Origin of the sequence: Iamia sp. (assembly GCF_035575815.1) — a bacterium.
In the GTDB taxonomy this organism is placed as follows: Bacteria; Actinomycetota; Acidimicrobiia; order Acidimicrobiales; family Iamiaceae; genus Iamia.
Genome location: NZ_DATLXO010000102.1, coordinates 1 through 21,324, shown reverse-complemented (window position 1 = coordinate 21,324; position 21,324 = coordinate 1). Strand labels below are relative to the sequence as shown.

At 73.2% G+C, this 21,324-nt stretch carries 22 protein-coding genes and 1 pseudogene; 18 read left to right on the top strand and 5 right to left on the bottom strand.

What is annotated here, in order from left to right:
• Positions 1-14: 14 nt before the first annotated feature.
• The 4 genes from VNL12_RS10765 to VNL12_RS10750 all read left to right on the top strand — a co-directional run bounded on the left by VNL12_RS10765 (position 15) and on the right by VNL12_RS10750 (position 5,039).
• Positions 15-209 (top strand): type II toxin-antitoxin system death-on-curing family toxin, encoded by a 195-nt coding sequence (locus VNL12_RS10765; RefSeq protein ID WP_349257836.1) that lies wholly within the window; start codon positions 15-17, stop codon positions 207-209.
• 122 nt (positions 210-331) lie between these two features.
• A complete protein-coding gene (locus VNL12_RS10760) occupies positions 332-1,171 on the top strand; it encodes a hypothetical protein (protein ID WP_325594378.1) in 840 nt (279 codons plus the stop codon).
• Complete coding sequence (locus VNL12_RS10755; RefSeq protein ID WP_325594376.1) at positions 1,168-2,559, top strand: serine/threonine-protein kinase; 1,392 nt, start codon at positions 1,168-1,170, stop codon at positions 2,557-2,559. Before VNL12_RS10760 ends, VNL12_RS10755 begins: the two co-directional genes overlap by 4 nt.
• A 149-nt stretch (positions 2,560-2,708) precedes the next feature.
• Positions 2,709-5,039 (top strand): OmpA family protein, encoded by a 2,331-nt coding sequence (locus VNL12_RS10750; protein ID WP_325594374.1) that lies wholly within the window; start codon positions 2,709-2,711, stop codon positions 5,037-5,039.
• An 88-nt stretch (positions 5,040-5,127) separates the two neighbouring features.
• Here VNL12_RS10750 and VNL12_RS10745 read toward each other — a convergent pair whose 3' ends face one another.
• Positions 5,128-5,898, bottom strand: a complete 771-nt coding sequence (locus tag VNL12_RS10745; protein ID WP_325594372.1) for a class I SAM-dependent methyltransferase — start codon at positions 5,896-5,898, stop codon at positions 5,128-5,130.
• 158 nt (positions 5,899-6,056) lie between these two features.
• Here VNL12_RS10745 and VNL12_RS10740 point away from each other — a divergent pair, with 158 nt between their 5' ends.
• From VNL12_RS10740 to VNL12_RS10730, 3 genes are all read left to right on the top strand, one after another.
• Entirely contained in the window at positions 6,057-6,482 is a 426-nt protein-coding gene (locus tag VNL12_RS10740) for a DUF5318 family protein (protein WP_325594370.1), read from the top strand.
• 186 nt (positions 6,483-6,668) lie between these two features.
• On the top strand, positions 6,669-8,666 hold the full coding sequence (locus tag VNL12_RS10735; protein ID WP_325594368.1) for a transglycosylase domain-containing protein: 1,998 nt from the start codon (positions 6,669-6,671) through the stop codon (positions 8,664-8,666).
• A gap of 113 nt (positions 8,667-8,779) precedes the next feature.
• Positions 8,780-9,055, top strand: a complete 276-nt coding sequence (locus VNL12_RS10730; RefSeq protein ID WP_325594366.1) for a hypothetical protein — start codon at positions 8,780-8,782, stop codon at positions 9,053-9,055.
• A gap of 71 nt (positions 9,056-9,126) precedes the next feature.
• Here VNL12_RS10730 and VNL12_RS10725 read toward each other — a convergent pair whose 3' ends face one another.
• The gene (locus tag VNL12_RS10725) at positions 9,127-9,333 is read right to left on the bottom strand and encodes a hypothetical protein (RefSeq protein WP_325594364.1); all 207 of its coding nucleotides are present in this window, start codon (positions 9,331-9,333) and stop codon (positions 9,127-9,129) included.
• Positions 9,334-9,470: 137 nt separating this feature from the next.
• Here VNL12_RS10725 and panB point away from each other — a divergent pair, with 137 nt between their 5' ends.
• From panB to VNL12_RS10680, 9 genes and pseudogenes are all read left to right on the top strand, one after another.
• Complete coding sequence (gene panB, locus VNL12_RS10720) at positions 9,471-10,364, top strand: 3-methyl-2-oxobutanoate hydroxymethyltransferase (RefSeq protein WP_325594363.1); 894 nt, start codon at positions 9,471-9,473, stop codon at positions 10,362-10,364.
• Between the two features lie 43 nt (positions 10,365-10,407).
• A complete protein-coding gene (locus tag VNL12_RS10715; RefSeq protein WP_325594362.1) occupies positions 10,408-11,172 on the top strand; it encodes a DUF192 domain-containing protein in 765 nt (254 codons plus the stop codon).
• 204 nt (positions 11,173-11,376) lie between these two features.
• Positions 11,377-11,721: a 30S ribosomal protein S6 gene (rpsF, locus tag VNL12_RS10710; protein ID WP_325594360.1), complete on the top strand. Its 345-nt coding sequence runs from the start codon at positions 11,377-11,379 to the stop codon at positions 11,719-11,721.
• Between the two features lie 17 nt (positions 11,722-11,738).
• Positions 11,739-12,257, top strand: coding sequence for a single-stranded DNA-binding protein (ssb, locus tag VNL12_RS10705; protein WP_325594358.1), 519 nt, complete (start codon positions 11,739-11,741; stop codon positions 12,255-12,257).
• Positions 12,257-12,508, top strand: a pseudogene (rpsR, locus tag VNL12_RS10700) (30S ribosomal protein S18); the annotation flags it as partial. The gene ssb and the pseudogene rpsR, both read left to right, overlap by 1 nt.
• Before the next feature lie 179 nt (positions 12,509-12,687).
• Entirely contained in the window at positions 12,688-13,137 is a 450-nt protein-coding gene (gene rplI, locus VNL12_RS10695) for a 50S ribosomal protein L9 (RefSeq protein WP_325594356.1), read from the top strand.
• 373 nt (positions 13,138-13,510) lie between these two features.
• Complete coding sequence (dnaB, locus tag VNL12_RS10690) at positions 13,511-14,911, top strand: replicative DNA helicase (protein ID WP_325594354.1); 1,401 nt, start codon at positions 13,511-13,513, stop codon at positions 14,909-14,911.
• Between the two features lie 176 nt (positions 14,912-15,087).
• Entirely contained in the window at positions 15,088-15,984 is an 897-nt protein-coding gene (gene gluQRS / locus VNL12_RS10685; RefSeq protein ID WP_325594352.1) for a tRNA glutamyl-Q(34) synthetase GluQRS, read from the top strand.
• 48 nt (positions 15,985-16,032) lie between these two features.
• Positions 16,033-17,136, top strand: a complete 1,104-nt coding sequence (locus VNL12_RS10680; protein ID WP_325594350.1) for a L,D-transpeptidase — start codon at positions 16,033-16,035, stop codon at positions 17,134-17,136.
• Between the two features lie 14 nt (positions 17,137-17,150).
• Here the strand turns inward: VNL12_RS10680 and VNL12_RS10675 are convergent, their stop codons facing one another.
• Entirely contained in the window at positions 17,151-17,405 is a 255-nt protein-coding gene (locus tag VNL12_RS10675; protein WP_325594348.1) for an antitoxin, read from the bottom strand.
• Positions 17,406-17,577: 172 nt separating this feature from the next.
• On the opposite strand from VNL12_RS10675, the gene VNL12_RS10670 reads away from it, so the two are divergent.
• The gene (locus VNL12_RS10670) at positions 17,578-17,928 is read left to right on the top strand and encodes an OB-fold nucleic acid binding domain-containing protein (protein WP_325594346.1); all 351 of its coding nucleotides are present in this window, start codon (positions 17,578-17,580) and stop codon (positions 17,926-17,928) included.
• A gap of 26 nt (positions 17,929-17,954) precedes the next feature.
• Here the strand turns inward: VNL12_RS10670 and VNL12_RS10665 are convergent, their stop codons facing one another.
• Together VNL12_RS10665 and VNL12_RS10660 are read right to left on the bottom strand one after the other, a co-directional pair.
• Complete coding sequence (locus tag VNL12_RS10665) at positions 17,955-18,674, bottom strand: TrkA family potassium uptake protein (protein WP_325594344.1); 720 nt, start codon at positions 18,672-18,674, stop codon at positions 17,955-17,957.
• Between the two features lie 70 nt (positions 18,675-18,744).
• Positions 18,745-19,416, bottom strand: a complete 672-nt coding sequence (locus VNL12_RS10660; protein ID WP_325594342.1) for a TrkA family potassium uptake protein — start codon at positions 19,414-19,416, stop codon at positions 18,745-18,747.
• A gap of 187 nt (positions 19,417-19,603) precedes the next feature.
• On the opposite strand from VNL12_RS10660, the gene VNL12_RS10655 reads away from it, so the two are divergent.
• A partial coding sequence (locus VNL12_RS10655; protein ID WP_325594340.1) for an APC family permease occupies positions 19,604-21,324 on the top strand: 1,721 nt, incomplete at its 3' end.

Here is a 21,324-nt window from a genome sequence, read left to right as displayed (position 1 = left end):
ACGCGTACCCGACGATCCACGAGAAGGCGGCCGCCCTCCTGCACTCGCTGGTGCAGAACCACGCCCTGGTCGACGGGAACAAGCGGCTCGGACTGGCGTGCGTGGCTGTCTTCTCCGCGGTCAACGGGTACCGGCTGGAGGCGACCAACGACGCGGCATGCGAGCTCGTCATGAGCATCGCGGATGGCAGCGACGCGACGTGGCGGTGATCGCGCCGGAGCTGGCGAGGGTTGTCAGCCCCGCCCGGGTCGGCGAGGGCGGTGGCCGGGGGCGGGTGGCGCCCCGGTAGCGTTGGCACCACGTGCCGACCCCGGCGGGCACCAGGGCGACGATGACCGACGCGATCACCACCATCCACCACCACGGCGCGGACGAGGTCCGCCTCCGGCCCGGCGAGCGCCTGACCTTCGGGCGCGCCGGTGCGGCCGACGGCGCGGACGAGGCGGCCGACGGCGCGGACGAGGCGGCCGGAGAGGGCGGGGCCGCTCACATCGGGCTGTCGGACAGCCCCCGCCTGCACGCTGTGGCGGGGGCGGTGGAAGCCACCGAGGACGGCTGGCTGCTGGTGAACCTGGGGCGCTGGCTGCACGTGCGCCTGGCCCGCACCGACGGGCCCGACCGCACCGACATCGCCCCCGGTCGCCGGCTGCGGGTGCCGTGGCCCCAGGTGCGGGTGGAGGTCGCCACCGGCACCGAGGTCGTGGGCTTCACCGTGGCCTGTCCCGCCCTCGCCCACGACGCCAGGGCGGCGGCACCGCCGGTGGCCGGCGACACCGTCGGCGGCCTCGGGCTCGATCGTGCCGCCGGGTACTTCCGGGCCCTGGTGGCCCTGTGCGAGCCGCGCCTGCGCGACCCGTCGTCGGTCGAGGTGGCCACCGTCGCCCAGGTCGCCCGCGCCCTCAGCCGACTGCCCGACGAACCCGACCGCGTGTCGATCAAGGCCGTCGAGCGCCGCCTCGCCCACGTCCGCAGCCGGGTCGCCATCGGCGGTGACAACCCCGACGGCGTCTCGGCCGCGGGGCTCGAGGTCCGCGACGCGTCGCGGCGCCTGGTCGACCTGGCCCTGCGCACCGGCACCGTGACCGTCGCCGACCTGACCCTCCTCGACCCGACGGCCGCCGGATCGGGCCCCTCGGTCGACGATGCCGGCGCCGGGGTGGTGAACCCGTGACCGAGCTCCCACCGGGCGCCAGCCCGGTCGACCGTCTCGGCCCCGGGGCCCGGGTGCGCGAGTGGAAGGTCACGCGCTTCATCGCGCGGGGCGCGTTCGGCCAGGTGTTCGAGGCCACTCGCGATTCGTGGCGGAATGACGAGCCGCCGTGCGCGCTCAAGGTGTTCGACCCGATCCTCTCCTCGGCGGCGCGCAGCGCCCTGGTCACTGAGTTCGGCCTCCTCCGCGGGGTCCGCCACCCCCACCTGATCGCCGGGGAGGACGCCTTCGACATCGACGACGGACCTCTCGCCGGCTGCGTCGTGTTCGTGCTCGAACGGGCCGACACCGACCTCGGCTCGGAGGTCGCCCAGCGGGGCCCGCTGCCGGCCGGAGAGGTCGCCGCCATCGGATCCCAGCTGGCCCTGGGCCTGGCCGCCCTGCACGACGGGGGCCACCTCCACGGCGACGTGAAGCCGGAGAACGCCCTGCGCGCGGAGGAGGTCTGGAAGCTGGGCGACTTCGGGGTCAGCGCCACCCTCCAAGGGTCCTACGCCCGGCCCATGGGGGCGACCCTCGACTACCGACCGCCGGAGGTCGCGTCGCCGTCGGCCGAGGGTCGCGTTCACCGCTCGGCCGACATCTGGGCCCTCGGCACCACCCTGTGGGTCGTCGCCAGCGGCCAGCACCCCTTCGTGGGCGACGATGCGGCGGTGCGCCACGCGGCGGTGCTCCGCGACGACCGGCGCCCGGCACCGGCGCTGAACCGGGCTCTCGCCGACCTCATCGATCGACGCTGCCTGAGCCCGGACCCCCACATCCGCGCCAGCGCCGCCGAGCTCGCCGCCGAGCTGCGGACCCTCGCCGAGGTGGCAGGAGCGACGATGCCGGTGGCATCACCCTCGACCATCGCGCCGTCGCCAACCGCAGTGTCGGTCAGCAACGCGCCGACGGCCGTCGACGCGCCGACGGTCCCGGCCGCCGCCGTCGTCGGTCCGACGGTCCCCGCTTCGCCGCCGCCCGGACGGATCGCGCCCTCCTCGTTCGCCCCCGCCGAGGGCGTCGGGTTCGCTGCTGAGAGTCGCCCGGTGCCGGACCCTGCGCCTCACGGCGTCGCACCCCGGGCGCCGATGGCGCGCCGGGTGCTGCTGGTGGCGCTGTTGGTCGGCGGCGCCGTGGGCGGACTTCTCGCCGAGGTGGCATCGCTGGTCGCCGCCGCGGCCCCCGGCGGGCTCGGAGCCCGGCGGGCCGCCTACGCGGTGCTCACCGTCGTCCTCCTCGTCGTGGTGGGCGCGGCGGCGCGCCCACGCGCCGAGGCGCGCGTCGGGCGCTCCGCAGTGCTCGCCGCCCTCGTGGGCGCCATCATCATCGTCGCCGTGGTCACCGTCGTGCTGTTCGGGGTCGCGTGAGCGAGCAAAGACTCGAAACCGCCACCCTCGTGCGCTCGTCAGCCCGATCAAGGCGGCCAGAACGTGGAGGCCCTCGTGCGGTGGAGAGGATGGGCGTGGGGGTCGCCCCCCATGGCGGGGCGGCCGGCCGACATGGTCCTCTGAAGCCCATGGACACCTACCTCATCCCCACCCCTCGCCGTGCGCCGCGCCGCCGCCGGGGCGCCCTGGCCGTTCTCGTGGCCGCCGCCGTCGTCGGCTCCGGGTGCACCGGCGCCCTGAGCAGCTCCGATGGGGGTGGCACTCCCACGACCGCGCCGGCCGAGCGACTCGACGCCTGGCCCGACTCGCCGGCGGCGGTGACGACCACCTCGCCGGCGAACCCGGACGTCGAGATCGGCGTCCGGCCGCTCGTCCGCGAGCCCGACGGCACGACCACCCTGCTGATCGACGTGATCAACGAGGGCAGCCGGTCCGTCAGCACCAGCGCTCTCTTCGGTACCGACCGCCTGGCCGACGCCGACCTGCTCACCGACTCCGGGGTGCGGCACCAGCCGGTGTGCGCGTCGGGCGGTGGGTGCTTGGCGTCGGGTGACCGGACGATCGAGCCCGGCGCCACCGCCACCCTGCACGCCACGTTCGCCTCGGTCGCGGCCGAGACGGAGGAGGCCCGCGTGGCTCTGCCGCGGTGGCGGCCCGCCGACGGCGTGCCGGTCGAGACCGTCGCCGGGTTCGCGACCGCACCGTCGGTCACCACCGCGGTCGAGGAGGACCCGGACCACGAGGTGGTCGTCGGGGGCGCCTGGCGCACGCCCGAGGGCATCCTCGTGCGCATCGATGACGTGAACGGCACCGGGGACGAGCTGTCCACCAGCCAGCTGGTCGACCTCGACGGGGTGACCATCGTCGACCCCGCCACCCTGCGGTCCGGCGCCACCCGTCGAGCCGAGGGCGACCCGGTGCGCGAGCCCGCACCGGAGGACCCCGTGGCCGCCGGGGAGAGCGCGCGCCGCCACGTGCTGGTGGCCGACCTGGCCGACCGACCCTCCCGCATCCTGGTCACCATCCCGGGCACCCGCCGCACCCTCCCGGTGGAGGTCCGCACCGGCGCCGTCCCTGAGGCCGACCTCCCGACCGACGGCCTCGACGACCCGAGCACGGTCGCGCTCGACGGCGCCCGGCGCACCGAGCGTGACCCGGCCGTGGCCCTCGGTGAGCCCGATGACGTGGCGACCGATGAGACCGGTCCCATGATCGAGCTCCCCGACGCCCGCCCGCCGCTCACCTCCGAGGCCCAGCCGGCGTGGTCGTTCGCCCCTCGCGCCGTGGTGCGCATCAGCGACGAGCGCTCGGTGCTCTACACCGACCTGTCCAACCAGGGCGGCGACGGCACCTGGCCCTCGGGCCCGGGCTACGACCTCGACGAGGTCGCCCTGATCGACCCCGCCCGCGAGCAGCGCCTGGGCGTGCTGCTGGGCGCCGGGAACGACACCCTGGGCTCGTCGAGCTCGTCGTCGGTGCAGGACGGCCAGTCGCGCACGGTCCACGTGGCCTTCCCGCCGGTGGCCGAGGGATCGACCTCGGTCACCGTCGACATCCCCGGCTTCGGCCGCGCTGACGATGTGCCAGTGATCGAGGGCCCCGAGGTCGCACCGCAAGACGCGGCGGTGGCGGCCTCGATGCCCGATGACTCCGACGGTCGGCTGCGCGTCGACGTGCTCGACGTGGGCCGCCTGCCCGGTGACGCCGGCACGCTCGTCCGGCTCCGGCGGGTCAACGACACCGCCCCCGACGCCTACGAACCGCCCACCGACATCTGCGACGTGAGCCTGTCGGACCCCGACTCCGACCGGCGCTTCGAGCCCCTCAGCCCCTGCGTCTCGACCGAGTGGACGCGGTCGCTCGGCACCGGCGAGGGCCTCGTCTACGAGCTGCGGTTCCCGACCCTGCCCGATGACGTGGAGCAGGTCACCGCCGATCTCGAAGGATGGTTCGGCAGCGGCCCGGTGCGGGTGACCGACGACGCCGAGCCCTGGTACCTGGACCTCCCCCGTGCCGCCGACGCCCCCGAGGGCGACACGCTGGTCGGTTCGGTCGGCGTGGCCGACGACCTGCAGACCGAGGTCCGCTCCGGCGACGAGGTCGACCTGAGCCTCGACACCGACGTGCTCTTCGCCTTCGGGTCCGCCGAGCTGACGCCTGAGGCCACCACCCGCCTGCGCCAAGTGGCCGAGCGCCTCGCCGGTGAGGTGAGCGGCACGATCGAGGTGGTCGGCCACACCGACAGCGTGGGCGACGACGCCGCCAACCAGACGCTGTCGGAGCAGCGGGCCCGCGCCGTGGCCGACGTGCTTGCCGCGATCCTCGGCTCGGCGGTCGAGCTCGACGCCCTGGGCCGGGGCGAGTCCGAGCCGGTGGCCGACAACGAGGTCGACGGCCGCGCCAACCCCGACGGGCAGGCGCGGAACCGGCGGGTCACCGTGACCTACGCGGCCGGCTGACCCGCTCCGGCGGGCGACGCACGGATCCGGTCCCGGTCCCTTCGGGGGACCGGGACCGGTCGCGTCGCCGCATCGTGACCATGCTTGGTCAGACGCCCTGCTTGCGAGCCCGGAGCACGAGGGTGGGCGGCACCCACGCCATGGGCTCGACCCACGCCCCGTCGGCGACGAGGTCCTGGCGGGCCGCAGGTTCGAGCAGCTGGTCGACGCGGAAGTTCGTCCGGGTGAGCGACGTGAAGAGCATTCCGGTGGTGCGGGGTACGTCGGTGACGCGGTCGCCGCCCCGGTCGACGACGTAGGGCGTCGTGTCGTGGTAGGTGCGGCGGAGCACCGGCGGCGAGTCGGCCGGGGCGGCGAGCCCCTGCGCTCCGGCGACGAACATGGTGAAGACCGGGTGGGGCAGGGAGAACACGAGCGGCGCCTCCTGCTTGAGCACCCGGTGGACCTGGCGGAAGACCCGGTCGAGATCGGGAACCTCGGCCAAGGCGTACGCCGAGTAGGCGACGTCGATCCCATCGGCGCGGACGAAGGCCAGCTCGGCCGGGCTGGCGTGCTGCAGCTCGACCTTCACCCCTGCTTCCTCCGCGGCGTGGCGCGCCACCTCGAGCTGCTCGGCCGACGGGTCGACGGCGATCACCTTGGCGCCGGCCCGGGCGAAGGCGACCGCGGCGTGGCCGGCCCCGCAGCCCAGGTCGAGCACCCGCTTGCCCTCCAGCGGGCCGAGGAGGCGCAGCTCGACCTCGGTCGGGATGCCGGGACCGTAGGTGGCCACGTCGGTGGGACGATCCCGCCCGTCGGGGGCGGCGGCGGTGTACCGGGACCAGGGTGAAGCGGGTGCTCCGGTGGAGGCGTCGGACATGAGGGGAGTCTCGCGATGCACGGGACCGCCGCCGCGGATGGCGGTCGGCGTCGTTGACCGGGGCGGGGGGATCGACCTCGACGCGACCCTCGCGGCGGGCGGCGACGCGGGCCGGGCGTGCGACGCGACCGCAGGGACCCACCGCTAACCTCAGGGCCGTGCCCTTCCGCCCCGATGAGATGCAGGGTGCCCGACCGGGTGGTGAGATCGACTACCGCTTGGCCCGGCGCCACCTGATCGCGGAGCACAAGCGCGGTCGCCTGGCGCGAGGCGAGGTGTGCGACGCGCACCCGGAGCTCATCCGGGCGGCCCGCGAGGTCGGCGATGTCACCGGCACCGACTGCCCCATCTGCGAAGAGCACAAGCTCGTGCTGGTGAGCTACGTCTTCGGCCCCCGGCTCCCCGCCTTCGGCCGGTGCATCACCAAGAGGTCCGAGCTGCAGGCCTTCAACCGTCGGGCCGGCACCTACACCTGCTACGTGGTGGAGGTGTGCCCCGACTGCGGGTGGAACCACCTGGCCCGCACCTGGGTCCTCGGTCGGGGTGACGCCGTCAGCAAGCGGGCCGCGCCCTCGGCCCGGTGACCAGCAGCAGCGGCTGACAGCTGTCGGCGGCGGTCCCCGCGGTCGGCGCGCCGGTCCCGCAGTCGGTGGCCCGGTCTGCAGCCGACGGTGACCGGACCGACGGCCTCCGGTACGCTCGTCGCTCGTACCGGTCATCTGATCGGTGCCGTCCGGTGACCGGCTCCGCCCGCCCACCACCTCTCCACCATGCGCCACCGCCCGATCCCGGCCCACAACCTGAAGACGACGCGCTCGGGCGCGATGAAGCGCCGCAACATCTTCTGGCGCTGGCGGCGGCTCTTCTACCTCGTGACGCTCGTGATGGTCACCGGGGTGGCCGGGGTCGGCTTCGTCGTGGCCGAGATCGAGCTCCCCATCGCGCCCGAGCCCGAGGACCAGACCACCTTCGTCTGCACCGCTGAGGTCGCACCCGGCCAGTGCAACGAGGACACCGCCGCCGCGTCGCTCCACGGCGAGGAGGACCGCGTCAACGTCGACCTCGACGAGATCCCCGACGTGGCCGTCAACGCCGTGATCGCTGCGGAGGACCGGGACTTCTTCGACCACGGGGGGGTCGATCCCGTCGGCATCACCCGGGCCGCCCTCTCCGACATACGGGGGGGCTCGGCCTCGCGCCAGGGCGGCTCCACCATCACCCAGCAGTACGTCAAGAACGTGTACCTCACGAGCGACCGCACCCTCACGCGCAAGATCCGCGAAGCGGTGTTGGCCATCAAGCTCGAGCAGGAGATCTCCAAGGAGCAGATCCTCGAGAACTACCTGAACACCATCTACTTCGGTCGGGGCTCCTACGGCATCGGCGCCGCCAGCCGGGCCTACTTCTCCAAGGACGTGAGCGAGCTCAGCCTGCCCGAGGCGGCCCTGCTCGCCGGGCTGATCCGCTCCCCGCAGCGGGCCGAGCCCGACCGGTACCCCGAGGAGGCGCGCCGCCGCCGGCGCACGGTGCTCGCCGGCATGCTCGAGGAGGAGATGATCACCGAGGCCGAGCGCGACCGCGCCGACGAGTGGCCCTTCGACACCTACCACGATCTCGCCCGCTGGTCGCCGGGCAACGGCGTCGAGGTGAAGCCCGACGTCGCCCTGTTCGGGGGGGAGTTCTTCGTCGAGCAGGTGCGCAAGCAGCTCACGGACCGCTACGGCAACGACGCGGTGTTCGGGGGTGGGCTGCGGATCTACACGACGCTCGACCGCGGCCTGCAGGAACATGCCTACCGGGCCGTGACCGAGACCCTGGACCAGCCCGGCGACCCCGCCGGCTCGCTCGTCGCCATCGACGACAACGGCCAGGTCCGGGCCATGATGGGCGGCCGTGACTACGGCGAGGACCCGCTCAACCTGGCGGTGGGCACGGCCGGAGGCGGCGGCGGCCGCCAGCCCGGGTCGACGTTCAAGGCCTTCGCCCTGGCCGAGGCGGTCAAGCAGGGCTACTCCATCGAGTCGCAGGTCGACACGCCCTCGGCCGAGACCTTCCCCGACGCCGACGCGGGGGAGGACTGGGAGGTGCGCGGCGGCTGCTGCGGGGGCAGGGCGACCCTCGTCGAGGCCACGGCCCGGTCGTCCAACACCGCCTACGCCCAGCTGATGATCGACCTCGGCCCGGAGCGGGTGGGGCAGATGGCCGCGGACCTCGGCGTGTCGGCCGACCTGGGCGAGGAGATCTATCCCTCTGCGGTGCTCGGCACCGCCAGCGTGTCGGTCATGGACATGGCGGCCGCCTACTCGACCTTCGCCAACCGGGGCACCCAGATCGAGCCGCGCGTCATCACGCGGGTCGAGCGGGCCGACGGCACGCTGGTCGAGGAGTTCACCGCCACGCGCACCACCGTGTTGAGCGTCGACCAGGCGTCGCGGGTCACCTACTCCCTGGAACAGGTCATCGACCACGGAACCGGTGAGGCGGCCGACATCGGCCGCCCGGCGGCGGGCAAGACCGGCACCACCCAGGAGAACCGCGATGCCTGGTTCGTCGGCTACACCCCGACCCTCACCGCCTCGGTGTGGATGGGCTACGTCGACAACCGTGAGATGGCCGACGTCAGGGGGGGTCTGGTCCAGGGCGGCTCCCTGCCCGCCGACATCTGGCGCACGTTCATGGACAGGGCCCTCGAGGACGCCGAACCGGTCGACTTCATGGAGCCGGCCGATCTGGACGCCGGGCGCGAGCTCGACCCCGGGTCCGGGTGACAGCCTCGTTCCCGCTCCGCTCGGGGGGCCGTGGATCGGTTTGGCCTCCCCGCCCGTCGGAGAGTGCCGGGACCGCAAGACCGATGCCACCCGCACCCAGGAGGAGCCATCTCATGCCGAGACTGAAGCAGCCCATCACCGATGACAGCATCAAGGTCCGCCAGCTCACCCACTACCAGTTCAGCTGGATCGCCCCTGACGAACCGGGGAGCGACGGGGCCTACACCCTCCAGCTCGTCCTCGACGAGGGCGCCTGGGAGGAGGTCCTCACCCTGAGCGGCGAAGACGCCGACAACCTCCAGGACCTCCTCGTGACCCAAGACGTCATCCACTACGACGTCGAGCGCCGCGTCCTCATGTTCGGCACCACGAAGGTCGGCGGGCCATAGGGCCGTCGAAGCCGCTCGCCCGCCCACCGACGTGGCCGGGCTCGGGCCAGCGTCGACGTGCCGTCGGAGCCTCAGGGCCGGGCGGCGGGGCCGTCGCCCCCGGAGACGAGCTGATGGGGGTAGTGGGCGGTGCACGCCGCGCACCAGCGTTCGATGTCGTCGACCCGGATGACCGTCGGCTCCCGGTCCCACGACTCGGGGGTGACGTACAGGCGTTGGACGGTGAAAAGGTCGTCGCACCCCACCGTGCCGCAGCTCTCGCAGGTGCCGTTCTCCACCGCGGTGAGGCTACGAGGCCGGGGACGGCACCGGTGGGAACCCCGTGCCCCGGTTGACGGGGCGCCGGGAGCGACCGGTACGCTACAGGCACCGCTGGCAGCCACCATGGCGCTGGACGGAACCAGGAGGAAGCCCCATGGGCTCGACCGGTGCCGACGCTTGCCGTCGTCCGCTGACCGCCCCCGTCATCCGCGACCGGAAGGTCGCGAACGGCGCCGACAGGCTCGTCATGGTCACCGCGTACGACGCCCCCGGGTCCCGCGCCGCGGATGCCGCCGGGGTCGACATGATCCTGGTCGGCGACTCCCTCGCCATGGTGGTGCTCGGCTACGACGACACCCTCCAGGTGACCGTCGCCGACATGGCTCACCACACCGCAGCGGTCGCCCGGGCTCGGCCCTCCGCCCTCGTCGTCGGTGACCTGCCCTGGATGAGCTACCACGTCGACCGGGCCGAGACGGTTCGCAACGCCGCCGCCCTGGTGCGCGCCGGGGCGGGAGCGGTGAAGCTCGAGGGCGGGCGCAAGCGCCTGGCGATGGTCGAGGCCATCGTCGACGCCGAGATCCCGGTGATGGGCCACATCGGCCTCACCCCGCAGTCGGTCCGGTCCCTCGGCGGGTTCAAGGTGCAGGGCCGCACCAGCGAGGGCGCGGTGCAGCTGGTCTCCGCGGCCAAGGCCCTGGCCCACGCCGGCGCCTTCGCCATCGTGCTCGAGGCGATCCCCGACGAGGTGGCCCGGATGGTCACCGACGCGGTCGACGTTCCCACCATCGGCATCGGGGCCGGCCCCCACTGCGACGGCCAGGTGCTGGTGTACCACGACGTGCTCGGCATCGAGGAGCGCATCCGCCCCAAGTTCTCCCGGCGCTATGCCGAGCAGGGCGCGGACGCCACCGATGCCCTCAGCCGCTTCGCCGCCGATGTGCGCAGGGGCGCCTTCCCCGGCCCCGAGGAGACCTACCACCTCTCGGCCGAGGTGGCCGAGACCCTGGGCCTCTACGGCGCGGCGCCGAGCGCTGAGCGGATCTGACGGGCTCGGTCCGGAGGCGGCTGCCGTGGGGCAGGATGGCGCGGTGAGCGACACGGGCGGGGCGAGCGACGACGACGACGATGAGGAGGACGGCTCGGCGCGCCCGGCGCGGCCGGCCGGGGCCCTCGACGGGATCATCCTCCTCTGGGGCTCGCGCTTGTTGCTCGCGGCGGGCGCGGTCGTGGTGCTGGCGGCCCTCGTGCTCATGGTGACCGACGACGAGGACGGCGGCGGCGGCGACGAGCCGACCAACACGTTCGGCACCATGACGCCGGACGCGACCACCGAGCCCTCGGACCCGTCCGGCGCCCCGTCGACCGAGGACGGCGCGGTCGCGTCCCTGCCCGAGGTCGACGGCCCCTTCGCCGCCGGGCGGACGCAGATCCCGGGCTTCGGCGAGGTCGAGGTGCACGTCATCGACGGGCCCGACGGTGAGCCGATCGTGCTCTGCGTCCTCCTGGCGGAGACCCCTGATCAGCGGCGTCAAGGGCTGATGCGGGTCGAGGACCCGTCCCTCGGTGGCTACGACGGGATGCTCTTCACCTTCGACGAGGACCAGGACGGCGGCTTCTGGATGAGAGACACGCCGCTCCCGCTGTCGGTCGCGTACCTCGACGACGACGGCGCCGCGGTCGACACCCAGGACATGGAGCCGTGCCTCTCCGAGGGCCCCGACTGCCCCAGCTACCCGTCGTCGGACCGGTTCCGCCAGGCCCTCGAGGTGCCCCAGGGCGGCCTCGAACGCCTCGGGCTCCACGCCGGCTCGGACGCGCGCCTGGAGGTCGCGGGCGCCTGCCGCGATGCCTGAGCGGTCCTCGACCGGCCCTCGTTGTCGCACCCCCCTGGCATGCTCGGGGCATGGCTCGATCCCCCGCCGCGGCGCCGGCCGCCGCCCACCTCGCTTCGCAGGGGCCCGCTCCCGTAGTGTGGCCCGAGTCCAGTCAGGTTCGACCCTGCCCCGAACCGCTCGGGGCCCCGGCGCCCCCGGGTCCAGAGGGAGGTGTTGCTCGCCATGCGAGCGTATGAGTTGATGGTCATCTTCGACGGTGACCTTGATGAGTCAACGGTGCAGGGCGGCATCAACCGCATCCACGCCCAGGTCGTCGAGGCCGGCGGTGAGACGAAGTCCACCAACAAGTGGGGTTCGCGTCGATTCGCCTACGAGATCGACCACAAGAACGTGGGCTTCTACGTGGTGCTCGAGATCCTGGCTGAGCCAGGCGCCCTCGACCGCCTCGAGAACACCCTGCGGCTCGCGGACGAGGTCGTCCGCCACAAGCTCATCCGACTCCCCGACACCGAGGCCGCCACGCGCGGCCTCATCGGTGGGTCGGCCCCGGCCGAGGCCGGGGCATAGTCCGGAGGACGACACCGATGCCCAACGACAACTCAGTGACCCTCACGGGGAACATCACCCGTGATCCCGAGCTCCGCTTCACACCGAGCGGCCAGGCGGTGGCCACCTTCGGCCTCGCCGTGAACCGACGCTGGCAGAACCGCCAGACCAACGAGTGGGAGGAGCAGGTCTCCTTCTTCGACGTCAAGTGCTGGGCCCAGATGGCCGAGAACGTCTCGGAGTCCCTCGCCAAGGGCACTCGCGTGGTGGTCTCGGGCCGTCTCGAGCAGCGCTCGTGGGAGACCGACCAGGGCGACAAGCGCTCCAAGGTGGAGGTGGTGGCCGACGAGATCGCCCCCAGCCTCCGCTGGGCCACCACCCAGGTGACCCGCAACGAGCGGCGCGACGGCGACGGTGGTGGCGCGGGGAGCGGCTCCGGCGGGGCATCGCGTGGGGGCGGAGGGCCCCGGCCCGACGATGGCGGCCGCAGCACGTCGACCGGTGCACCCGGCGGCGGCTCCGGCGCAAGCAACGACATGGATGAGGAGCCGTTCTGATGGCCGCAGCCAAGCCGAAGCGGGGCAAGAACAAGGACAACGCCCGGCGCAGCAAGAAGAAGATAAGCGTCCTCAACACCGAGAAGGTCGACTACGTCGACTACAAGGACGTGAACCTGCTCAAGCGCTTCATGTCCGATCGGGCCAAGATCCGCGCCCGGCGGGTCACCGGCAACAGCGCCCAGCAGCAGAGCCAGGTCGCCATGGCGATCAAGAACGCTCGGGAGATGGCGCTGCTGCCCTACACCAGCCGGGTCACCCAGCAGCGCGGTGGCGGCGGTCGGGGAGACCGTGGCGACCGTGGTGACCGGGGCCTGCGCCCCGATGGCCCGCCGCCCCGGCCCACCGCACCCCCGCCCACCAGCGGACCCGGTGAGGGCGAGGGTGACGCGCCCGGCGACGATGTCACCTCCGAGGAGGTCGAGGCCTGATGCGCGTCGTGCTCCACGCCGACGTCGACGGCGTCGGCACCAAGGGAGAGGTGGTCGAGGTGGCCGACGGCCACGCCCGCAACCTCCTGCTCCCCGCCGGGAAGGCGGTGAAGGCCACGGCCGGGGCCGAGGCCCAGGCCCAGGGCATGCGTCGCCGACGCTCCGTCCGCGACGCCAGCGACCGGGCGGCCGCCGAGGAGATCGCCAAGGTCCTGGTGCCCAGCACCATCTCGGTGCGGGCCAAGGCGGCCGGCACCGAGGGTCGTCTGTTCGGCTCGGTCGGCACCGCCGAGGTGGCCGACGCCATCGAGGAGCAGACCGGCATCGTGGTCGACAAGCGCAAGCTCGTCCTCGACGAGCCCATCAAGGAGACCGGTGAGTTCCAGGTGACCGCCCGCCTCCACCCCAACGTGCAGTTCCCCGTCCGCCTCGAGGTCGTGGGGGCCTGATGACCTGGCGGTCCGGCGCCCTCGGGGGCCGGACCGGTTGCGCCCCCCGAGCGACGTCGACCCGCGCGCGGGTCGACGCCCAGGGCGCGCCCCCGCTCTGGGGTGTGCTGCGACGCGCGTGCGCCTCCGATTGGCGCCGGCCGCTCGTCCCCAGGCGAGGGCGGTTGTCCACCGCTCGTCCACAGGCAATCGCCAGTAGCGATCCACAGGCCCGATCGGCTTGGGTGAAGGGCACGGGGAGCACGCGATGCGGCTGCTCGCGCGAGGTCCGCCGCCGGTCGGCGCGCGGCACCTCGCGCCGCGCGTCGAACAGCTCCGCGCCCCGCTCGCGCGCTCGTGCCCGAGTGCTCCCAGCCCGAGGTGACCCCCTCTCATGACCGACGACGAGCCGATGTTCGACGACGAACCGCCGCCCGAGCGCACCACCCGATCCCGATCGCGGCCGACCGCCGGTGGGCGGGTGCCGCCGCACAACATCGACGCCGAGCGGGCCCTGCTGGGCGCGCTGTTGCTCTCACGTGACGCGGTGGCCGCCGCCGCCGAGGTCATCCCGGGCTCCGACGTCTTCTACCGCCCTGCGCACCAGCACATCTACGAGGCGGTGTCGGTGCTCACGGCCAAGGGCGAGGTGGCCGATCCCATCACCGTGGCCGACGAGCTGCGGCGCCGCGACCTGCTCGACGGCGCCGGTGGCACCGCTGCCCTCGTCGATCTGCAGGCCGATGCCCCCGGCACCGCCAACGCCGCCCACTACGCCCGCATCGTCCGCGACCACTCCCTGCTCCGGCGCCTGATCGGCGCCGCCGGCTCGATCTCCGAGCGGGCCTACGGGGTGCCCGAGGACGTGCGCAAGGCGGTCGACGAGGCCGAGTCGCTGGTGTTCGACATCGCCCGCCACGAGGGGGAGGGCAGCACGGCCCGGCTCACCGACCTGCTCAGCGAGACCCTGACCCGCATCGAGATCCTCCACGATCGGGGCTCGGAGATCACCGGCACGCCCACCGGCTACTACGACATCGACGAGCTGACCGCCGGGCTCCAACCCGGTGCCCTGGTGGTGATCGGCGCCCGTCCCGCCATGGGCAAGACCGCCCTGGCCCTGGGCATGGCGTCCAACGCGGCCATGAAGGGCGAGCACGCCATCTTGTTGTTCTCCCTCGAGATGAGCAAGGTCGAGCTCGTCCAGCGGATCCTCTGCGCCGATGCCCGCGTCGACTCGAAGAAGATCCGCAACGGTCGGCTGTCAGACCCGGACTGGAACGCCATCGCGGCGTCGATGGGGCGCCTGGGCGACGCCAAGATCTGGATCGACGACAACCCCAACGTGTCGATCATGGAGATCCGCTCCAAGGCCCGGCGCCTCCGCAGCGAGATCGGTGGCCTGAGCATGGTGATCGTCGACTACATCCAGCTGATGACCGGCCGCACCAACGCCGAGAGCCGCCAGGTCGAGGTGGCCGAGATCTCCCGTGGGCTCAAGCTCCTCGCCCGCGAGCTCGAGTGCCCGGTGGTCGCCCTCGCCCAGCTCAACCGCGGCCTCGAGCAGCGCGCCGACAAGCGCCCCATGCTCTCGGACCTTCGCGAGTCGGGGTCCCTCGAGCAGGATGCGGACGTCGTGATGTTCCTCTACCGCGACGAGGTCTACGAGCCGACGGCCGAGAACGCCGGCCTGGCCGAGGTCATCGTGGCCAAGCAGCGCAACGGGCCCACCGGCGTGGCCCGCCTGAGCTTCCTCGGACACCTGACCCGCTTCGAGTCCATGCCCCGCGACTGATCACCGCCTTGGGGCCATGCCCCGCGTTGACCAGCCGGCTCCGGGCGACGTCGACTCGGTGCCTGTTGGCGCGGCCTCTCAGTCGCCGAGGTGATGGGGCGCACCGGACGGGGCGTCGGCCCTCGTCCGGCTCTGACCGGGGTACGCAGGTGGGGGCCGTGTGTGAGGATCGCCCGGTGCCGGTCGGCCGCTACGCCCCCAGCCCCACCGGGTCCCTGCACCTGGGCAACCTGCGCACCGCCCTGGTGGCTTGGCTGGCCGCCCGCGTCGACGGCAGCGCCTTCCTCCTGCGGAGCGAGGACCTCGACCCGGCCTCGCGGCCCGAGCACGAGGCCGCACAGCAGGCGGACCTCGCGGCCCTGGGCCTCGACTGGGACGGGCCGGTCGTCCGCCAGTCCGAGCGGCGCGACCTCTACGAGGACGCCATCGGCCGCCTCACCACCGCGGGCCTGACCTATCCCTGCTTCTGCACCCGGCGGGAGATACAGGACGCGACCCGAGCGCCCCACGGCGTGGCCCCCGACGGCGCCTACCCGGGCACCTGTCGCGCCCTCACCCACGCCGATCGGGCGGTGCACCAGGCGACCGGTCGGCCCCCCGCCCTGCGGCTGCGGGGCGGAGCCGCCCGGGTGGAGGTGGTCGATGCCCTCGCCGGCCGGGTGTCGGGCCTGGTCGACGACGTCGTGCTGCGCCGCAACGACGGGCTGCCCGCCTACAACCTGGTGGTGGTGGTCGACGACGCCGCCCAGGGCGTCGGCGAGGTCGTGCGGGGCGACGACCTGCTGGGCTCCACTCCCCGCCAGGTCCACCTGGCGCGCCGTCTCGGCCTCTCGGTGCCGACCTACCTCCACGTGCCCCTCGTGCTCGGTCCCGACGGGGCGCGCCTGGCCAAGCGCCACGGCGCGGCGACCCTTGCCAAGCTCGGCGGTGACGAGGTCCGCGCCCTTCTGTCCCGTTCGCTCGGCTTGGCCGCAGAGGGTGAGCCCACCGACCTCCCGACGCTGCTCGGCCGCTTCTCCCGGGACCGGCTGCCCCGGGAGCCCTGGGTGCTGCGCGACCTCGGCCCCGGCTGACCCGACGCCCGCGGCGCGCCCGGCCCCTGCGCTGGGTAGGTTGTCCTCGTGGGGAACCCCGAGGCCACCGACGACCCGACACCCGAGACGGGACCGTCGGAACCCCCCCTCCGCCGCTGGCGCGCCGGTCGGGTCGGGGTGATCATGGCGGTGGCCGCCCTGGTCCTCGCGCTCGCGGCGGCGGGGATCGCCGTGGTCGGCAGTGACCCCGACCGGGTCGCGGCGACGGTCGACGCCGGCCCCACCACCCCCGACGATGCCGTCATCGCCGGCAGCTGGCCCACCACCACCGCCGCGCCGACCATCGCGACCGCGACGACGACCACGCCACCGACCACGACCACGCCGACCACCCAGACGACCACGCCCACGACGCCCGCGATCCCGACGCCCGCGATCCCGACGCCCGCGACCCCGACGCCCGCGACCCCGACGCCCCCGACGCCCTCGGCCCCGACGCCCTCGGCCCCGACGGCCACGGGGGCACCGTCGTCGCCCACCGCGGAGGACGGTCTGATGCTGGCCTCTCCGCTGCCGCGCTCGTGGGCCGACAGCTACCTGGTCGCCGACGCCAAGGGCCCGGGCGTGGCGCTCCACACCCGACCGGGCGTCCCGGTACCGAGCGGACGGGTGCTCGAGAACCCCACCTTCGAGGGCCTCGACCTCGTGTTCCTGGTGCGGGACCGCGAGCCGGGATGGCTCTTGGCCCAGATCATGTCGCGCCCCAACTCGGCGATGGCGTGGATCAAGGAGTCCGACGTGACCCTGCGTCACGTGCCGCACCACATCGTGATCGAGCGGGGAGCACGGCGGCTGACCGTCTACGCCGGCGATGAGGCCCTGCTCCAGACCTCGGTCGCCACCGGCAAGGACTCGTCGCCCACCCCGCTCGGCACCTTCTTCGTCGACGGCTTGGTGCGGCTCTCCCCGCCGCATGAGGCCTACGGCGCCGGGCAGGTCAGCTTCAGCGGCTACTCAGAGGTGTACGAGAGCTTCGGCGGGGGGGTTGGCCAGGTGGCCATGCACGGCACCCAGAACCCTGCACTGATCGGCACTCCGGCCAGCAACGGCTGTGTCCGCCTCACCAACGACGACATCGAGGCGGTCATGGCACTGGCACCGACCGGCACCCCGGTCGAGGTCGTCCCCTAGCCCCAGCCGGGTCGCTACTGAGGGTCGGGCGGCGGGGGTGGCGGCTGCTTGCGCCGGGTGTCGGCCTCGGCCTTGTCGACGAGGCCCTGAGCCCGTCCCGCCGCCTTGTCGATCTTGCCGCGGTGCTTGCCCTGGGTGCGGTCGTCGATGGTCTTGGCAACCTTGTCGATGCTCCCTCCGACCTTCTCCGCGTTCTGGCCGACCGCGTCCTTGGCCTTCTCGGCCAGGGGTCGGGCGTTCTTGACCAGAAGTCTGCTCAGGAAGCTCATGGACGTCTCCTCCTCGGATGCGCCGGACCACGTGATCCGGAGGGTGTGCCGCGCCACCCGGCGCGCTCCGAGGGTACCGATGAGGCGGGGCCTCCGGCACGCGCGCCGGCCGCGAGCGCGCCTGGCGAGGACCGGGACACGTCATCGGCTCCGGACGCGCGACGCTGGTCGGATGCTCGATTCGCTCCGTCGCCGCCTGAAGCGCACCAACGAGGACCTCCACGCCGAGAGCCTCCAGGCCCGGTTCACCGACGCCAGCTGCTCGCGCATCGACGAGGCAGCCGACCGGGGGCCGGTGCGGATCCGGGGCGAGGTGGCCGGCCTCCAGGTCGTGCCCCGCGCCGGGGCCCCCTGCTTGGAGGTCACCGTCGACGACGGCACGGCGCGCGCGGTGGCCGTGTTCACCGGGCGCACGCGCGTCGGGGGCCTCGACCCGGGCCGGCCGGTGGCGGTCGAGGGGATGGCTCGTCGTCACGGCGGGCGCCTGGTGCTGTTGAACCCCTCCTACACGCTGTTGCCCTGACCCGGCCCGCCCCTTCCGGCGGCCTCTCAGCCTTCGATGTCGACCGGCGGGGTGGGCGTTGCGCTCTCCCCGGTGTCGGACCCCAGCAGCACCGACACCACCTCGTCCTCGGCCTCCGGCGTGGTGAGGACAAGGACCTCGTCGCCGCTGCGCAGCACGCTGTCGCCCCGGGGGACGATGACGTGGGAGTCGCGAAGGATGGCCACGACGGTGGAGTCGCGAGGCAGGGCCAGCTCGGCCAGGTCGAGGCCGACCGACGGCGACGCGTCGGTGAGCGTCGCCTCCGACAGTCGGGCCCTCCCCCCCTCGAACGACAGCAGCCGCACCAAGGTGCCGACCGACACCGCCTCCTCGACGAGGGCGGTGAGCAGGTGCGGGGTCGAGACCGAGACGTCGACCCCCCAGGCCTGCGTGAACATCCACTCGTTGCGGGGGTTGTTCACGCGCGCCACGACGCGGGGGACGGCGAACTCCTGCTTGGCCAGCAGGGAGATGACGAGGTTGTCCTCGTCGTCGCCGGTGACGGCGGCGACCACGTCGGCCTGCGCCACCTCGGCCTTGTCGAACTCGCTCACCTCGCAGGCGTCGGCCACGACCCAGCGCACGCCGGGGGTCTCGCCGACCTCGAGCGCGGTCTCGGTGCGGGCCGGGTCGACCTCGACGATCGTGACGTCGTGGCCCGCGTCGGCCAGGTCGGTGGCGATGAACGTGCCGACGTTGCCGCCTCCGGCGATCACGATCTTCATGGGCGGGGCGCCTCTCGAGCGACGGGCGGGTGAGCGACGGGCGGATGAGCGACGGGGAGGCGGGCGACGGTCACGGGTGCGACCCTGACGTCGGAGGAGCCGACAGGCGCTCGTCGAAGGCGTCGATGTCGTCGCCCCCGAGAGCGACGTGCACGGTGTCGCCGTCCTGCAGGAGCAGCTCGTGGGTCGGCATCCGGGCCACGCCGAGCCGGGTCACGGCCACGATGCGGGCGGCACCGTCGACGTCGAGGTCGAGGACGCGCCGCCCGGCCCAGGCCGGCGGCACGTTGCGCTCGACGAGCACGACCTTGGCGCTGGCGTCGATCCACTCGACCGTCGGACGTTCGGGCAGCACCCGCTGCAGCACCCGCTCGGTGGTCCACTGCACGGTGGCGATGGTGGGGATGCCCAGGCGTTCGTAGATGGCAGCCCGGCGAGGGTCATAGATGCGGGCCACGACCCGCGGGATGTCGAAGGTCTCGCGGGCGACCCGGGCGATGAGGATGTTGGAGTTGTCGCCGCTGGTCACCGCGGCCACGGCGCCGGCCTCCTCGATGCCGGCGGCCCGCAGCCGGTCGCGGTCGAAGCCCACGCCCACGACGGTGTGGCCGGAGAAGGTGTCGGGGAGCCGGGCGAAGGCCTTCGACCGGCGGTCGACGACGGCGACGGTGTGGCCGTGGGCCTCGATCGCACCGGCGAGCCCCGCTCCGACCCGACCGCACCCCACGACGACGACGTGCACGTGGACCTCCGCTCGCCGCGGAGCCCGGTGGCCGAGCGGCGGGGGCGGAGCCTAGATGAGTACCCGGAGGTGATCTCACGTCGCCGAACCTCCGGACCGACCTCGGACTCGCAGTCGGACCGGCAGCTCGTCGTAGGCTGCCCCGGCTGGGTCCCGGGGCGGATCCTCGATCCCGCTGGCAGGTGTGATGGCATCCCTCTTCAAGCGCCTGCTCGTCGGCCAGCCCTTGCCGTCGAGCGAGGAGCACAACCAGCGGATCAGCAAGCCCGTCGCCCTGGCCGTGTTCGCATCCGATGCCATCTCCTCGACGGCGTACGCCACCGAGGAGATCCTCCTCGTGCTGCTCATGGCCGTGCAGTTCCCGAAGACCCACTCCTACCTGGTGCCGATCGGGATCGCCGCGGTGGCCCTGCTCTTCATCGTGCTCACGAGCTACCGCCAGACGATCCACGCCTACCCCAACGGCGGCGGCGCCTACGTGGTGGCCAAGGAGAACCTGAGCGGCGGCGCTGGGTTGGTGGCGGGGGCCTCGCTGCTCGTCGACTACACGCTGACCGTCGCGGTGTCGATCTCCTCGGGCGTGCTCGCCATCGCTTCGGCCATCCCTGCCCTGCGCCCCGACCAGTACCGCATCGGCCTCTGCCTCGGGTTCCTCGTGCTCATGACGGTGGCCAACCTGCGGGGGCTGAAGGAGGCGGGCAAGGTCTTCGCCGTCCCCACCTACCTCTACGTGATCATGCTCGGGTCGCTGCTGGCCTTCGGGTTGACCCGCGTGTTCGCCTTCGACCTGGGCCCCATCCAGACCGGGCCCGAGCTGGCCGACGAGTTCGCCCGCGAGCACGCCCTCGCCGGGAGCGCGGCGATCTTCATCCTCCTGCGGGCCTTCTCCTCCGGCGCGGTGGTGCTCTCGGGCGTGGAGGCCATCTCCAACGGGGTGCCCACCTTCCGCCGGCCCGAGTCGAAGAACGCGTCGAGCACCCTCACGTTCATGGGGCTGATCCTGGGCCTCGGGTTCCTCGGCATCGGGGTGCTCGCCCACCACCTGCTCCCCGTGGTCGACGAGGGGGGCGAGACCGTGCTGTCACAGATGGGCAAGCACGTCTTCGGCGAGAACCCCGTTTACTACGTGTTCCAGATCGCGACGTTCGCCATCTTGATCCTCGCCGCCAACACCGCGTACGCCGGGTTCCCGCAGCTCTCCTCGATCATCGCCCGCGACGGCTACTTGCCGCGTCAGCTCGCAGCCCGAGGTGACCGGCTGGCGTTCTCCAACGGCATCATCGCCCTGGCGGCCATGGCGGGCCTACTGATCGTCGCCTTCCGGGCCGAGGTCAGCGCGCTCATCCCGCTCTACGCGGTGGGCGTGTTCACCGGCTTCAGCCTCAGCCAGGCGGGCATGATCGTCCACCACCTCCGGGAGCGCGAGCCCAGCTGGCAGCGGGGCCTGGCGATCAACGCGGTGGGTTGCGCGGCCACCTCTGTCGTGCTGGTGGTCGTGGTCGTCTCGAAGTTCTTCCAGGGGGCGTGGATCCCGGCGGTGGTGATCCCCGCCATCGTCTTGGTGTTCCGGGCCATCCGGAAGCACTACGGCCGGGTCGACCGGGCCCTCGCCGTGCCCGAGGGCTACAAGGCGCGACGCCGCACCCACACCGTCGTGGTGCTGGTGGGCCGGGTCACCAAGGGCTCGCTGGAAGCCATCGCGTACGCCCGATCACTGCGTCCGGACCGGTTGCTGGCGGTCACCGTGGTGGCCTCCGCGGAGCAGCAGGAGACCATCACCGCGGCGTGGGCGGCCCACGGCATCCCCGTCGAGCTCCGCACCCTGTACTCGCCCTACCGGGAGCTGTCGCGGCCCATCATGCGCTTCGTCGACGAGTACGACCACGAGGTCAGCGACGACTTCCTCAC